Raw genomic sequence first — 15810 nt, 5'->3', positions numbered from 1 at the left:
TTCGACCTATTTGAGATGTTTTGCGACCTGTTCGGAGCTGATCATGGAACTGCGCCATTTGCGTTACTTCATCGCCGTGGCCGAAGAGCTGCATTTTGGCCGCGCTGCCCAGCAACTGGGTATTTCGCAGCCGCCCTTGAGCCAGCAGATCCAAGCGCTGGAGCAGGAACTGGGTGCCCGGCTGTTCGAGCGCACCAACCGTCGGGTGGAGCTGAGCGAGGCGGGTCGATTGTTCCTCGAGGAGGCCCGTCAGGTGTTGGCGCAGGTGGAAAAGGCTGCCGATGTCGCCCGGCGTGCGCAGTTGGGGGAGCTGGGGGAGATGAAGATCGGCTTTACCTCCTCGGCACCGTTCACCTCGAAGATCCCCAAGGCCATCCACGCGTTTCGCCAGCGCTTCCCGGTGGTGCACCTGAACCTCAAGGAAATGAGCAGCCGCGATGTGGCGGAAGGGGTGTTCGACGAGTCCATCGAGGTCGGGCTGATGCGGCCGATGCCGCTGCCGGAAGGGCTGATGGCCACCGAGTTGTTTCGCGAGCCGCTGGTGGCAGTGATCAATGCCTCGCATCCGTTGGCCGAAGGCACGGAGCATGGCGTGCAAATGGCCGCGCTGGCTCATGAGCCGTTCGTGTTCTTCCCGCGCAGCTATGGCAGCGGGTTGCACGCACAGTTGCTGAGCCTGGCGCGCCAGGCGGGTTTCAGCCCGCATTTTGCCCAGGAGGCGGGGGAGGCGATGACCATCATCGGGCTGGTATCGGCAGGGCTTGGGGTATCGGTGCTGCCGGCGTCGTTCCAGCGCATGCGCATCGAGGGGGTGGTCTATCGTACGCTGCTGGATGAAGGGGCGATGTCGGCTGTGTGGCTGGTGCAGCGCGAGCATGGTGGGTCGGCGATGGCACGGGCATTTGCCGAGTTGCTCACGGGGCAGGTGGTTGGCGGGGCAGTGTAGTTGTTCCGGGCAAATGGCACTGGTCATTGCCGCAGCGGCGCCACATACTCGGGCATTCGTTGATACACGGAGGTCAATCATGCGGCGCGTGGTGTTCAATCAGAAAGGTGGTGTGGGCAAGTCGAGCATCGCTTGCAACCTGGCGGCTGTGAGCGCCAGCGAAGGTTATCGGACCCTGCTGATCGACCTGGATGCCCAGGCCAACTCGACCCAGTACCTGACTGGCCTGACCGGCGACGATATCCCCATGGGCATCGCCGACTTCTTCAAGCAAAGCCTGTCCAGCGGGCCGTTCAGCAAGAAGAACCAGGTCGATATCTACGAAACCCCGTTCGACAACCTCCATGTGGTCACCGCCACGGCCGAGCTGGCCGATCTGCAGCCGAAGCTTGAGGCGAAGCACAAGATCAACAAGCTGCGTAAGTTGCTCGACGAACTGGACGAGGACTACGAGCGCATTTACATCGATACCCCGCCAGCGCTGAACTTCTATGCGGTTTCCGCACTGATCGCCGCCGATCGCGTGCTGATTCCTTTCGACTGCGACAGCTTCTCGCGCCAGGCCCTGTATGGCCTGCTGGCTGAGATCGAAGAGCTCAAGGATGACCACAACGAAGACCTGGTGGTCGAAGGCATCGTGGTCAACCAGTTCCAGTCCCGTGCCAGCCTGCCACAGCAGATGCTCGACGAGCTGCTGGCCGAAGGGCTCCCGGTGCTACCGGTGTACCTGGGCAGCTCGGTGAAGATGCGTGAGTCGCACCATGCCAGCCTTCCGCTGATTCACCTGGAGCCCAGGCACAAGCTGACCCAGCAGTTTGTCGAGTTGCATTCGCTGCTCGAAGAGAACGCTTAAACCCCCTGGCTACGCAACCACTCCAGCAATGACTGGAGTGGAAACGCCCCGGCCTGACGGCTGACTTCACGGCCATTCTTGAACAGCAGCAGGCTGGGGATAGAGCGGATGCCCAGTTGCCCGGCCAGGTTGCGGTTGGCTTCGCTGTCGAGCTTGGCCAGGCGGCAGCGGCCGGCCAGTTGGCGGGCGGCCTGTTCGAAGGTGGGGGCGAAGGATTTGCACGGGCCGCACCAGTCGGCCCAGATGTCGACCAGCAGTGGCAGGTCGCCTTTGATCTGGCTGGCGTAGCTGGCTTCGGTGAGTTCGAAGGGGGTGCTCAGCAGCACGTCCTGTTTGCAGCGGCCGCATTTCGGCGCGTCGCCCAGGCGCTCGGCGGGCAGGCGGTTGAGGCCGTTACAGTGGGGGCAGGGGATAACCAGTGGTTCGGACATATCAATTCCTTGTGTTGTTTGTTCGGGCCCTATCGCCGGCAAGCCAGCTCCCACAGGGTTCGGAGTTGGTCAGGAGGAGCAGCTGATTTCCAGGTGCTTGCCCCATTCCGGCGGGCGTTCGGCATAGCCCTGCATCCCGGCCTGCTCCTCGAACGGTTTGCTCAACACCTGATGCAACCGTCGCACTTCACTGTAGTCCCCCGCTTCGGCCGCTTCGATAGCTTTCTGTGCCAGGTAGTTGCGCAGCACATACAGCGGGTTCACCGCATGCATGCGCTCACGCCGCCCTTCGACATTATCCGCTTCGCGCTCGCAGCGGGCCAGGTAGTCCGCCCCCCAGGCATCGAAACCGGCCAGGTCGATGAAGTCGTCACGCACCACCTTCAGCGCCTCGGCCACGGGCTGATCGCCCAGCTTGCGGAAGAACAGGTTGTAGTCCACACCACCGCTCTGCATGCGCTGCAACAGGCGCTCGACCAACGCCATGTCGTCCTCTTCCGCGGTGGTCAGGCCCAGGCGGCGGCGCATCAGGTCCAGGTAGTGTGCCTGGTACAGCGGCAGGAACAGGCCCAGCGCCTCTTTGAGTGGTTCGACTTCGATCACCGTGGTCAGCGCCTGGGCCAGCGCACTGAGGTTCCAGTGGGCGATCGGTACCTGGTTGGCGTAGCTGTAGCGGCCACGGTCGTCGGAGTGGTTGCAGATGAAGTTGGCGTCGAAGTCGTCGAGGAAGGCGTACGGGCCGAAGTCGAAGGTGATGCCGAGGATCGACATGTTGTCAGTGTTCATCACCCCGTGGCAGAAACCGTAGGCCTGCCAACGGGCGATCAGCTCGGCATTGCGCTCGACGATGGTGCGGAACATGGCCAGATAAGGCTGCTCGGCATCGCGGCATTCGGGGTAGTGCTGCTCCAGCACGTGGTCGATCAGCACGCGCTGCTGTTCCGGCTGCCTGGTGTAGTAGAAGTATTCGAAATGCCCGAAACGCACATGGCTCTGCGCCAGGCGGGTGAGCATGGCTGCGCTTTCGCGGGTTTCGCGCCACACCGGAGTGCTCGAGCCGATCACGCACAGTGCCCGGCTGCTGGGAATGCCCAGGGCGTGCAGGGCCTCGGAGGCGAGGAACTCGCGGATCGAGGAACGCAGCACGGCGCGGCCGTCGCCCATGCGCGAGTAGGGCGTCTGGCCGGCGCCCTTGAGGTGCAGGTCCCAGTGCTCGCCCTGGTCATTCAGCACTTCGGCCAGCAGCAGGCCGCGGCCATCACCCAGGCGTGGGTTGTAGGAGCCGAACTGATGGCCGGAATAGACCATCGCCCGCGGGTCGGCCTCTTCCCATAGCTTGTGGCCGCTGAACAGCTCGGCGAAAACCGGCAGCTCTGCCTGGGCTGGGTCGAGGTCGAGCAGCGCCATGGCCGACTCGCTCGCTACCACCAGGCGTGGGTCTGCGATGGGTTCGGGCAGGACCTGGGTGGAGAACGCGTCGCCCAGGCGGGCGAAGCGATTGTCGAAGGTGAGTTGGTCGAGGGCTTTCACGGGGCCGGCTCCAGAAATTGATGGACTGGGGCCGCTTTGCGGCCCTTCGCGGGCAAGCCCGCTCCCACAGGTATTGCGCAGTGCCTGAGAGCGGCGCGGCCCTTGTGGGAGCAGGCGCGCACGAGGGCGAAGCCCTCGCAGGGATTCTGCACAGAATAAAGTATTAGAGCCCACTCAGGCCGAAGCAGTGCCATCCGGTTTCGGCTGCTCCACCGGAATCAGCTGCTGTTTGCCGCCCTTCGGATCCATCAGAAACACCTCGACCTGGCGCACCGAGATCTTGATGTTGTGAGCCTTGAACTCGCGGTTGATGTAGCGGTTGATCTCGTCCAGCGTCGGGTTGCGGTCGCCCAGGTCGCGTACGTGCATGCGCAGCTCGTGGTCCAGCGAGCTCTCACCGAAGTTGAGGAAGTACACGATCGGCTCCGGGTCCTTGAGCACGCGCGGGTTTTCGTGGGCTCCCTTGAGCAGCAGGTCGCGGACCAGGTCCAGGTCGGAGCCATAGTCGATGCCCAGCTTCAGCGTAACCCGGGTGACCGTGTCGGTCAGCGACCAGTTGATCAGCTGGCCGGTGATGAAGGTCTTGTTGGGGACGATGATGTCCTTGCGGTCGAAGTCGGTGATGGTGGTGGCGCGGATGCGGATCTTGCTCACCGTGCCCGACAGGTTGCCGATGGTGATGGTGTCGCCAATCCGTACCGGGCGCTCGAACAGGATCATGATGCCGGAGATGAAGTTGGCGAAGATCTCCTGCATACCGAAGCCCAGGCCCACCGACAGCGCGGCCACCAGCCATTGCAGCTTGTCCCAGCTGACCCCCAGGGTCGACAGGGTGCTGACGATACCGACGCCGACGATGACATAGGACAGCAAGGTTGTAGTGGCATACGCACTGCCCTGGGCCAGGTTGAGCCGCGACAGCACCAGGACTTCGAGCAGGCCGGGCAAGTTCCGTGCGAGGGCGAAGGTGATGCCGATGATGACCAGCGCACCGAGGAAGTCGCCCAGGCTGATCGGCACCATGCTGGCGGTGGCTCCGGTGCCGCTGGAGTACTCGTACAGGGTGAAATTGTTGAGGTAGGCGAACACCGAAATCAGGTCCGACCACACCCAGTACAGGCCGGCGATGAAGCCGCCGAGCAGGGCCAGGCGGATCAGGCGCAGCGACTGCTGGTTGACCTGTTCGATATCCAGCGTTGGTTCTTCGGTGATGACTTCGCCATCCAGCCCTTCCTTGGCCGCCGCCCGCTTGCTCAGCGCGCGCTGGTAGGCCAGGCGCCGTGCCGCCACCGACAGGCCACGCACGAACGCGGCTTCGATCACCAGCCAGAACAGCAGCAGGTACAGGGTGTAGATCAGCCGGTCGGTAAGTTTCAGCGCGGTGTAGTAGTAGCCGAAGCACACGGCCACGAACAGGGCGATGGGCAGGGCGGTGAAGGCCACGCCCACGGCCTTGCGGAACAGCGAGGTGTCGCGGTGTGCCGGGCTGCTGAGCAGCAGGCGGCTGAGCAGCCAGGCCATCAGTGCGTAGCAGGTCAGTACCACGCCGATACCCAGCACATCATCGGCCAGCGCCGAAGGCTGATGTTCGGCCACCGCCACCACACCGACCAGTGCCAGTACCACGGTGCCCAGGCGCCGCACCCAGCCGCGCAGGAACTCGACCTGCGGCTTGTGCCAGCGGAAGTGGATTTCCGCCACGCCGCCCGGGGCGAGGATGCGGTAGGCGGTGTAGAACACCAGCCAGGCCTGGGCCAGTTGCCAGAGGGCGGCGCCGAGGTTGGCATTCTGCCCGCGGGCGTCGATCTGCAGGGCGTAGCTGCACAGGGCCAGGCCCAGGCTGACCGGCATTGCCAGCAGGATGTTGATGAAGATCGCCTGGGGCGTGTGCCACTGGCTGTCACGGCGGAAGTGGCCGATGTCCTGGTGCACCTTGCCCAGCCGTTGGTACAGGTATTTGCGCCGCCACAGCAGGCCGCCGATCACCAACAGCAAGGGCAGGAACAGCAGCGGGCGCTGGCCCAGCCCATCGGCCAGTTCCTTGAGGCCCGAACCCCAGGGCAGGCTGGCTACCTGGTCGGCAAAGCGTGCCGGCACCAGGCTCAGCCATTCCCAGTCCAGTGGCTTGTTGCTGGGAATCCAGAACATCTGCTCTTCGAGCGTGGTGCGCAAGCCCTGGGCGGTGCCGAGCAGCTGCTTCTGGTTGAGCTGCAAGGTGATCGATTCGTTGAGCAGTGCCGACAGCTCCCGGCTGAGGCGTTCGAGCAGGTCGACGCGGGTAATCATCACCTCCAGCAGCGCCTTGCGCAGCTGAGGGGTAACCTGCTCCTGTGGCTGGCCAAGCAGCAGGTTGTCGACGTACGCGGCGGGGCTGCTCATCTGCTCGCGTTGCTGGTTCACCTCGAACTGGTAAAGACGGATATCGGCGATCTGGTCAGCCAGGTCGCGGTCCACTTTCAGGTGCGGCAGGGCCTGTTTCTGCTTGTAGAGGATCTTGGACAGCAGCAGGCTGCCCTTGAGCACGCTGATCTGTTCATCGAGGGCCTGGTCGGCCTGGGTCAGGCTGTCTAGCTGCTGCTTGCTGCGCAGGTTCTGCTGGGTCAGCTCGTTGAGGCGGTCGGTGCTCTTGAGCAGGTAGTCGGACAGTTTCAGGTTGGCAGCGCTTTCGTTGGCCAGCAGGGTGCTGCCGCCGGCTTTCTGCGCTTCGATCGATTGCTGGGTGACCGCCTGCTGCGACTGGGCCAGGCGCTTTTCGTTGATCAGCGATTGCAGGTCCTGGATTTCCTGCTCCATTCGTGTGGCGCGCTCGATCAGCAGGTCGTGACGGGCATTGCCCAGGTCCTGCAGCAGGCCGTTGCCGGCCAGTTCCTGGCGACGCAACGAGGTCAGGGCATTGAGCGACGCCAGCTCGGCATTGAGCTTGTTGCGTTGGTCGCTGTTGAGTGGCTTGCCGTTCTCCTTGCCGCTCTTGAGGCTGAGGTTGATCTGCTGGGTACGTGTCTGGTTGTTGCTGATTTCTGCCTGAGCCCGCTCTGGGCGGGTCTGCGAGTTGATGATCAGGCTGTTGGCATCCGACAGTGCCTTTTGCAGTTCGCCTTGTTGCGTACTGCGCTCGCTGAGCATCTGCTCCAGCTGTGGCACGTTCAGGGTGGCGTAGCGTTGGGCCACCGGCAGTGGCTTGCTGGCCTTGAGCTTGATCAGCTCGCGCTGGCTGTCGGCGGTTTCCTTGGGCGCGCCAGCCAATTGCTGCTTGAGTGCCTCAAGCTTCTTTTCGCTGTCTTCCTTGCTGAGCAGCAGTGCCAGGGTCTGTTCCAGCACCTGTTGCTGGGCCTTCTGCTCCGGTGTCTGTTGCGCAGCCTTGGGGTCGGCCTCGGCACCCTTGGGCTGGGAAATCTTGTTCAGGCTGCTCTGGATGCTAGTCGTGGTGGGAAGCTCGGCCGCGCCAGCGGCGAACGAGAGAGACAGGCACAGCCCGAACAGGGCTGTGCGGAGGTACACGCGCAGGGACATAGGCAGACTACTTGTGGATCCGGCAGAAACGAAGTTTAGAGGAACAATCCTGGTCCGGGTCGCGTTCCTTCGGGGAATCTGACGCCTACTTTCTGAATCTTGTTCCCGTCCATGGTGGCCACGGTCCAGATCGTGCCATGCCATTCGACCTGGTCACCTACTACTGGAGCGCCTCCGACCTTTTGTCGGATGAACTGGGCCAGTGGCATTTTCGCGTCCAGGCCGTCGAGTTTCAGACCGTACAACGCTGCCACCGCACCCAGTTCGGCATCGCCTTCGAGCACGAAGTCGCCGAAGAAACGCAGGTCGAGGCCACGTTGTGGTGCCTGGCTGAACAGCTTGCCCAGGGCCGGCAGGTTGTGCTCGTGGCCGATCACGCAGAGCATGTCGCCTACTTCCAGTACCGTACTGCCGGACGGGTGCAGCAGTTGCTCGCCCCGGAACAGCGCGGCGATTCGCGTGCCTTCGGGCATCTTCAGCTCGCGCAGGGCGGCGCCGATGCACCATTTTTCGGCACCCAGGCGGTAGACGAACATTTCCCACTCGCTGGTGATGTGCACTTCCAGCGCCGAACGGGAGATCGGCGCCGGGTCTGGCGGTACCGTCACTTTCAGCAGCTTGGCCATCCACGGCAGGCTGGTGCCTTGCACCAGCAGCGACACCAGCACGATGAAGAAGGCCAGGTTGAAGAACAGCTGGGCGTCCGGCAGGCCGGCCATCAGCGGGAACACCGCGAGGATGATCGGAACCGCACCGCGCAGGCCGACCCAGGAAATGAAGGCTTTTTCACGGCCGTGGAAGGCCTTGAACGGCAACAGGCTGGCGACCACCGACAGCGGGCGCGCCACCAGGATCATCCACAGCGCCAGGCCCAGCGCCGGCAGGGCGATGGGCAGCAGGTCGTGGGGCGTGACCAGCAGCCCCAGCACCAGGAACATGCCGATCTGCGCCAGCCACGCCATGCCGTCGAGCATGTGCAGGATGCCGTGGCGGCTGCGGATGGGCTTGTTGCCCAGCACCAGGCCGCACAGGTACACGGCAAGGAATCCGCTGCCGTGCAGGGCGTTGGTCAGCGAGAACACCACCAGGCCGCCGGCGATCACCAGGATGGGGTACAGGCCGCCAGCCAGCTTGATGCGGTTGACCAGTTGCAGCATCAGCCAGCCGCCGCCCAGGCCCACCAGCCCGCCGATGCCGAATTCGCGCAGCAGGTGGGTGAGCAGGCTCCAGTGCAGGCCGGTCTGGCCGCTGGCGATCATGTCGATCAGGGTGACGGTGAGGAAAACTGCCATCGGGTCGTTGCTACCCGACTCGATCTCCAGGGTGGCGGTGACCCGCTCGTTCAGGCCTTTGCCGCCGAGCAGCGAGAACACCGCCGCAGCGTCGGTGGAACCGACGATGGCGCCGATCAGCAGGCCCTGGATCAGGCTCAGGTCGAACAGCCAGGCGGCGACCAGGCCCGTGAGGGCGGTGGTGATCATTACGCCGATGGTGGCCAGCGACAGCGCCGGCCACAGCGCCACGCGGAAGCTCGCCACCCGTGTGCGCAGGCCACCGTCGAGCAGGATCACGGCCAGCGCCAGGTTGCCCACCAGGTAGGCGGTCGGATAGTTGTTGAAGATGATGCCGCCACCATCGACGCCGGCGATCATGCCGACCGCAAGGATGATGACCAGGATAGGGATGCCCAGGCGCGACGACAGCGAACTGACCAGGATACTTGCGCCCACCAGCAATGCGCCGATCAGGAACAGGCTGTTGATGGTGCTTGCATCCAAAGGCAGGTACTCCGGGGACCGCGGGGGAGGGGACTTGATAGCATGACGCTAGCAGGTCGCGTGCCAAATGATTCTAACCTGATGAATTGGCAGGCTGTAAAGCGTTTCTGCAGATGAAAAAAAGGCACCGCGGTGGGTGCCTTTTCGGGTGTTGCCTGGGCGGGCCCTTTCGCGGGTGAACCCGCTCCCACAGGTACTGCACAGTTGCAAAACCTGTGTGAGCCCTGTGGGAGCGGCTTTAGCCGCGAAGAGGCCGGTGCAGGCTTACGCCTGCTTGACCTCGCGCATCGGCTTGCCCTTCACCGGTGCATCGCCCGCCACGTAGTACTTGGCAGTGCTGCGCGGCAGCGGCTTGCGGCCACGGATCTTGTCCGAGATTTTCTCGGCGATCATGATCGTGGTGGCGTTGAGGTTACCGGTGATGATCAGCGGCATGATCGACGCATCGACCACACGCAGGCCCTTCATGCCATGCACGCGGCCTTCGCCGTCGACCACCGCCATGTCGTCGGTGCCCATCTTGCACGAGCAGGACGGGTGGAAGGCGGTTTCGGCGTGCTCGCGGATGAACTTGTCCAGCTCTTCATCGGTCTGCACGTGCGCGCCGGGGCTGATCTCACGGCCACGGTACGGGTCCAGTGCCGGCTGGGCCATGATTTCACGGGTCAGGCGGATGCCGTCACGGAATTCCTGCCAGTCCTGCTCGGTGGACATGTAGTTGAACAGAATGCTCGGGTGTTGGCGCGGGTCCTTCGACTTGGCCTGGATGCGGCCGCGGGCAGGCGAGCGCATGGAACCCATGTGTGCCTGGAAGCCGTGTTCCTTCACGCCATTGGAGCCGTTGTAGTTAATGGCCACTGGCAGGAAGTGATATTGAATGTTCGGCCATTTGAATTCAGGGCGGGTACGAATGAAACCACCGGCCTCGAACTGGTTGCTGGCGCCGATGCCGGTGCCGTTGAACATCCACTCGGCACCGATGGCCGGCTGGTTCCACCACAGCAACGATGGGTACAGCGACACCGGTTGGGTGCAGGCGTACTGCAGGTACAGCTCCAGGTGGTCCTGCAGGTTTTCGCCAACGCCTGGCAGATCGTGCACCACCGGGATGTCGAGGCTTTCCAGCAGGGCGCGCGGACCAACGCCGGAGCGCTGCAACAGCTGCGGCGAAGCGATGGCGCCGGAGCTGACGATGACTTCCTTGCGGGCACGGGCTTCAACGCGCTCTTCGCTGTCACCGACCAGGTAGGTCACGCCGATGGCGCGCTTGCCGTCGAACAGCACGCGGTCAGTCAGGGCGTGGGTGACGATGGTCAGGTTCGGGCGCTTCTTGGCCTGGTCCAGATAGCCGCGGGCGGTGCTGGAGCGGCGGCCGTTCTTGGTCACCGTACGGTCCATCGGGCCGAAGCCTTCCTGCTGGTAGCCATTCAGGTCTTCGGTGCGCGGGTAACCGGCCTGCACGCCGGCTTCGACCATGGCGTGGAACAGCGGGTTGTTGCCGGCTTTCGGCGTGGTCACGCTGACCGGGCCTTCGCCACCGTGGTAGTCGTTCGGGCCGATGTCGCGGGTTTCGGCCTTGCGGAAGTACGGCAGGCAGTCCAGATAGGTCCAGTCTTCCAGGCCTGGCAGTTCTGCCCAGCCATCGAAGTCCAGGGCATTACCGCGGATGTAGCACATGCCGTTGATCAGCGACGAGCCACCCAGGCCTTTGCCGCGACCGCATTCCATGCGGCGGCCGTCCATGTACGGCTCCGGATCGGTCTCGTAGGCCCAGTTGTAGCGGCGGCCCTGCAGCGGGAAGGCCAGGGCTGCTGGCATCTGGGTGCGGAAGTCGAAGCGGTAGTCGGGGCCACCGGCTTCCAGCAGCAATACGGTGACGCCTGCGTCTTCGGTCAGGCGGGTCGCCAGGGTGTTACCGGCCGAACCGGCACCGACGATGATGTAATCGAATTCTTGGGACATGAAAGTACCCTCGTGTTGGCGGTGTTCAGGGAGCAGGAACGCCCGTGCGCTGAGGCACGGGCGTGGCTGGACAGGGCCTTAGAAGACCGAGTTGTAGCCGCCCAGCTCGACCTGGACCGACTTGATGCGAGTGTATTGAGCCAGCGAGCTGACGCCGTTCTCACGGCCGACGCCCGACTGCTTGTAGCCACCGACCGGCATTTCGGCCGGCGATTCGCCCCAGGCGTTGATCCAGCAGATACCGGCTTCCAGCTTGTGGATGATGCGGTGGGCGCGGGTGATGTCGTTGGTGCAGACACCGGCGGCCAGGCCGTACTCGGTGTCGTTGGCACGACGGATGACTTCTTCTTCGGTTTCGTAGGTGAGGATGCTCATCACCGGGCCGAAGATCTCTTCCTTGACGATGGTCATGTCGTCGGTGCAGTCGGTGAACACGGTCGGGGCCACGAATGCACCCTTGGCGAAATCACCGGCGGTCAGACGCTCGCCACCGCACAGCACGCGGGCACCTTCTTCCTTGCCCTTGGCGATGTAGCCAAGCACGCTTTCCATGTGCTGGAAGCTGACCAGCGGGCCGAAGTTGGTGTTTTCGTCTTCCGGGTTGCCAGCGCGGATGCGGGCAACGCGTTCGACGATCTTGGCCTCGAAGGCAGTTTTCATTTCAGCCGGGATGAACACGCGGGTGCCGTTGGTGCAAACCTGGCCCGAGCTGTAGAAGTTGGCCATCATGGCGATGTCGGCGGCCTTGTCCAGGTCGGCGTCGGCGCAGATGATCAGTGGCGACTTGCCGCCCAGCTCCATGGTGACTTCCTTGAGCGACGAGCTCGAGGCGCTGGCCATGACCTTCTTGCCGGTGGTGGTGCCGCCGGTGAAGGAGACTTTTTCGATGCGTGGGTGTTCGGTCAGCCAGGTGCCGACTTCACGGCCGCTGCCGGTCAGGACGTTGAACACGCCGTTCGGCAAGCCGGCTTCGGTGTAGATCTCGGCCAGTTTCAGGGTGGTCAGCGAGGTGACTTCCGACGGCTTGAAGATCATCGCGTTGCCGGCGGCCAGGGCTGGAGCGGATTTCCACAGGGCGATCTGGATCGGGTAGTTCCAGGCGCCGATACCGGCGGTCACGCCCAGCGGCTCGCGGCGGGTGTAGACGAAGGACGATTCACGCAGCGGGATCTGCTCGCCTTCGATGGCCGGAACCAGGCCTGCGTAGTACTCCAGCACGTCGGCGCCGGTGACGATGTCGACGTAGCGGGTTTCCGAGTACGACTTGCCGGTGTCCAGAGTTTCCAGCATGGCCAGCTCGTCGTTGCGCTCGCGCAGGATCTCGACGGCGCGGCGCAGGATGCGCGAACGCTGCATGGCGGTCATCGCGGCCCAGACTTTCTGGCCACGCTCGGCGCTTTCGACGGCTTTCTCGACGTCAGCCTCGGTGGCACGTTGCACGTGGGCGAGGACTTCGCCGGTAGCCGGGTTGATGGCTTCGAAGGTGGCATCGCTGCCAGCGTCGACGTAAGCGCCATCAATGTAGAGTTTTTGCGTTCCGAAACGGGCCATAGTGTCCTCGCAAGTGCAGTGTGTGGTTTGGCTTGCGCGTCACGCTCCTGCTGGGTTGGCAAGGGCCGTGCGCGGTTGTTCAGCGGCCTGGTCGTTTGTACCCAGGGTGTGCTGTTTAGCCAGTTGTAGATCCATGTATTCGTAAGCAATCCGTATCGCCTGGTCGGTGTCGAATGCATCACCCGACAGGGCGCCACGCAGCCACAAGCCGTCGATCAAAGCTGCCAGGCCGCGGGCTGCCTTGCGCGCATGGTAGAGCGGCAGGGCGCGGCGGAACTGGCAGCACAGGTTGGAATACAAGCGGTGGTCGTTGATCCGCTGCAACCTGTGCAAATCGGGCTGGTGCATGCTGGAAGCCCAGAAGGCCAACCAGGTTTTCATCGCCGGGCCGTTTACCTGGCTGGCATCGAAGTTGCCCTCGATGATCACTTTCAGGTGGGCGCGCGGGCTGTCGTCCGTCAGGGCCTGGCGACGTGCTCTGACACCTTCGTTGAGCATGTTCATGATGTAACCCATCGTCGCTGCTATCAGGCCGTTCTTGTCCCGAAAGTAGTGACTGATGATGCCGTTCGACACACCGGCCAAACGGGCAATCAGCGCAATGCTGGCGTCACCCAGTCCGACCTGATCGACCGCCTGCAACGTGGCTTCGATCAACTGCTGGCGGCGGATGGGTTGCATACCGACCTTGGGCATCTTGCGTTCTCCTCAGGCCTGCGAGCAGACGACGGGCGGCTGACTCGGCGAAGGCCAGTCTATTTTGTTTTGATTGAACGTTCAATCAATAAAGAATAAGCTCTGCGACAATTTGTGCCATTGACAGTTTTTAAGGCGGTCGAGAAAGCACGGATTGACACCCCAGGAAATCGCGTAACCCCCTGAATACAAGGCGTTGACGGGCATGAGCGATGCGAAATGCAGATTCTGCCGTGCGGTCATGGACCCTGCGGCGGGCCCTTGGAGCGGGCGGGGTGATCTGTGACGAATGCGCGCACCTCAGCTGAGGCGTGGCATTTGCAGCAGGCCACCTGTCTGTTTTTTGCAACGTATCGATTCGGGATCACGGTTTCCAAGGGTGCTTTTATAACACCTGATGCAGTGGGGATATTCCACCAATTGCTCGGGAAAGACTGATTAGCCTCCACAGCCGCACTGCCCGGAGCATTCGTGCAATGAGTTCTGCCTCACTTACCAACCCTCCGGCCGAGAGGGTACGGGTCAACCGCGTGGTGTTCTTCACCTCCGCGCTGATGATTCTCGTTTTGACTGCCTTGCTTATCGCTGTACCCGAAACCGCCGGCCAAGTGCTGGGCGTAGCCCAGAAATGGCTGACGCGCACCTTCGGCTGGTATTACATGCTGGTAATCGGCGGTTACCTGCTGTTCGTCATCTACCTGGCCTTCTCCGACTACGGCAAGCTCAAGCTTGGCGGCAAGGATGACCAGCCCGACTTCAGCTATGGCGCCTGGGCCGGCATGCTGTTCTCCTCCGGTATCGGCATTTCGCTGTTGTACTTCGGCGCCTCCGAGCCGCTGGACCACTACTTCAACCCACCGGAAGGCACTTCTGCCAGCCTCGACGCAGCGCGCCAGGGCCTGCAGCTGACCTTCCTGCACTGGGGCCTGCATGGCTGGGCGATCTACGCCCTGGTCGGCCTGGCCGTGGGTTACTTCGCCTACCGCCACAACCAGCCGCTGGCGCTGCGCTCGGCGCTGTACCCGCTGGTGGGTGAGCGTTGGGTCAAGGGTGCTGCCGGCAATGCCGTGGACATCTTCGGCATGTTCGTCACACTTCTGGGCCTGGTGACCAACTTGGGCATCGGTTCGATGCAGGTGGCCTCCGGGCTGGAATACCTGTTCGGCATGGACCACAGCAAGACCAACCTGCTGGTGGTGATCCTGGTCATGGCCGGCGTTGCCACCGTGGCGGCGGTCTCGGGTGTGGAAAACGGCATTCGCCGCCTGTCCAACCTGAACATCGTGCTGTTCAGCGGCCTGTTGATCTTCGTCCTGCTGGGCGGCGAAACCCTGCACCTGCTCAACGGCTTCGTGCAGAACATCGGCGACTATCTCAACGGCATCGTGCTGAAAACCTTCGACCTCTATGTGTATGAAGGCGAAGCCGGCAAGTCCGAGCGCTGGCTGGGCCTGTGGACCGTGTTCTACTGGGCCTGGTGGATCTCCTGGGGCCCGTTCGTCGGCATGTTCATTGCCCGTATCTCCAAGGGCCGCACCGTGCGCCAACTGGTCAGCGGCGTGTTGCTGATCCCGCTGGGCTTCACCCTGGCCTGGCTGTCGATCTTCGGCAACACCGCGCTGGACCTGGTGATCAACCAGGGCGCCGTGGAACTCGGCAAGACCGCCCTGGAACAGCCGTCGATGTCGATCTACCAGCTGCTGGAATACTTCCCGGCGGCCAAGATCGTCATCGGTGTAGCGGTGTTCGTCGGCTTCGTGCTGTTCCTCACCCCGGCCGACTCCGGCGCGGTGATGATGGCCAACCTGTCGTGCAAAGGTGGCAAGGTTGACGAAGACGCCCCGCACTGGATGGTGGTGTTCTGGTCGGTGGTCATCACCCTGGTCACCATCGGCCTGCTGTTCGCCGGTAACTTCGAGGCCATGCAGACCATGGTGGTACTGGCGGGCCTGCCGTTCTCGGTGGTGCTGGTGCTGTTCATGTTCGGCCTGTACAAGGCCATGAAGCAGGACGTGGTGGTGGAGCAGGAGCGTGCCGAGCTGGCCGCACGTGGCCGTCGTGGCTTCAGCGAGCGCCTGACCCAGCTGGAACTGCAGCCGACCCAGGCCTTGGTGCAGCGTTTCATGGACAAGCAGGTCAGCCCGGCGCTGAAAGAAGCCGCCGCGCAGTTGCAGACCCTGGGCTTCGAGGTGGAAACCCGGGTTGGCCAGTCGCGCAACATGATGGGCCTGCGGGTGTTGATGGAAGAGGGCAACCCGTTCGTCTATGAAGTAAGCCTGGATGGCTACCTGGCCGCGCCGAGCGAAGCGCCGGTGGAAGGTGAGCCGGAAGTGCGCCAGCGCTTCTACCGCGCCGAGGTGTACCTGCACGATGGCAGCCAGGAGTACGACCTGATGGGCTTTGCGCCGGAGCAGATCGTGCGTGATGTGCTGGACCAGTTCGAAAGCCACCGCCAGTTGCTGGGGCGTGTGTACAGCTGATCGCTGCGTTGAGTGAGAAAGGCTCTGTTCCCAAGAACAGGGCCTTTTTTGTTGGGCGGGTGCTATTTATCCA

The 15810-nt window shown here is 63.1% G+C and carries 10 protein-coding genes; 3 read left to right on the top strand and 7 right to left on the bottom strand.

Annotation, left to right across the window (positions count from 1 at the left end; all coding sequences use genetic code 11):
• Positions 1-43: 43 nt before the first annotated feature.
• Together NY023_RS25735 and NY023_RS25730 are read left to right on the top strand one after the other, a co-directional pair.
• Complete coding sequence (locus NY023_RS25735) at positions 44-946, top strand: LysR family transcriptional regulator (RefSeq protein WP_013974595.1); 903 nt, start codon at positions 44-46, stop codon at positions 944-946.
• 79 nt (positions 947-1025) lie between these two features.
• Positions 1026-1799: a ParA family protein gene (locus NY023_RS25730; protein WP_013974594.1), complete on the top strand. Its 774-nt coding sequence runs from the start codon at positions 1026-1028 to the stop codon at positions 1797-1799.
• Here the strand turns inward: NY023_RS25730 and trxC are convergent.
• The 7 genes from trxC to betI form a co-directional block, all read right to left on the bottom strand.
• Positions 1796-2230, bottom strand: a complete 435-nt coding sequence (gene trxC / locus NY023_RS25725) for a thioredoxin TrxC (RefSeq protein ID WP_013974593.1) — start codon at positions 2228-2230, stop codon at positions 1796-1798. The genes NY023_RS25730 and trxC overlap by 4 nt on opposite strands.
• 69 nt (positions 2231-2299) lie before the next feature.
• Positions 2300-3760, bottom strand: coding sequence for a protein adenylyltransferase SelO (gene selO, locus NY023_RS25720; protein WP_013974592.1), 1461 nt, complete (start codon positions 3758-3760; stop codon positions 2300-2302).
• Between the two features lie 174 nt (positions 3761-3934).
• A complete protein-coding gene (gene mscK, locus NY023_RS25715) occupies positions 3935-7270 on the bottom strand; it encodes a mechanosensitive channel MscK (RefSeq protein WP_013974591.1) in 3336 nt (1111 codons plus the stop codon).
• 35 nt (positions 7271-7305) lie between these two features.
• A complete protein-coding gene (locus NY023_RS25710; RefSeq protein ID WP_013974590.1) occupies positions 7306-9048 on the bottom strand; it encodes a potassium/proton antiporter in 1743 nt (580 codons plus the stop codon).
• A gap of 264 nt (positions 9049-9312) precedes the next feature.
• Positions 9313-11010, bottom strand: coding sequence for a choline dehydrogenase (gene betA, locus NY023_RS25705; RefSeq protein WP_013974589.1), 1698 nt, complete (start codon positions 11008-11010; stop codon positions 9313-9315).
• 78 nt (positions 11011-11088) lie between these two features.
• A complete protein-coding gene (gene betB / locus NY023_RS25700) occupies positions 11089-12561 on the bottom strand; it encodes a betaine-aldehyde dehydrogenase (RefSeq protein WP_013974588.1) in 1473 nt (490 codons plus the stop codon).
• 39 nt (positions 12562-12600) lie between these two features.
• Positions 12601-13257, bottom strand: coding sequence for a transcriptional regulator BetI (gene betI, locus NY023_RS25695; protein ID WP_003259891.1), 657 nt, complete (start codon positions 13255-13257; stop codon positions 12601-12603).
• Positions 13258-13790: 533 nt separating this feature from the next.
• Here betI and NY023_RS25690 point away from each other — a divergent pair.
• Positions 13791-15737: a BCCT family transporter gene (locus NY023_RS25690; protein WP_238531277.1), complete on the top strand. Its 1947-nt coding sequence runs from the start codon at positions 13791-13793 to the stop codon at positions 15735-15737.
• Positions 15738-15810: the final 73 nt, after the last annotated feature.

Source organism: Pseudomonas sp. NBB, assembly GCF_032701105.1.
Lineage (GTDB): Bacteria > Pseudomonadota > Gammaproteobacteria > Pseudomonadales > Pseudomonadaceae > Aquipseudomonas > Aquipseudomonas asiatica.
This window is presented reverse-complemented; position numbering and strand designations above follow the sequence as displayed.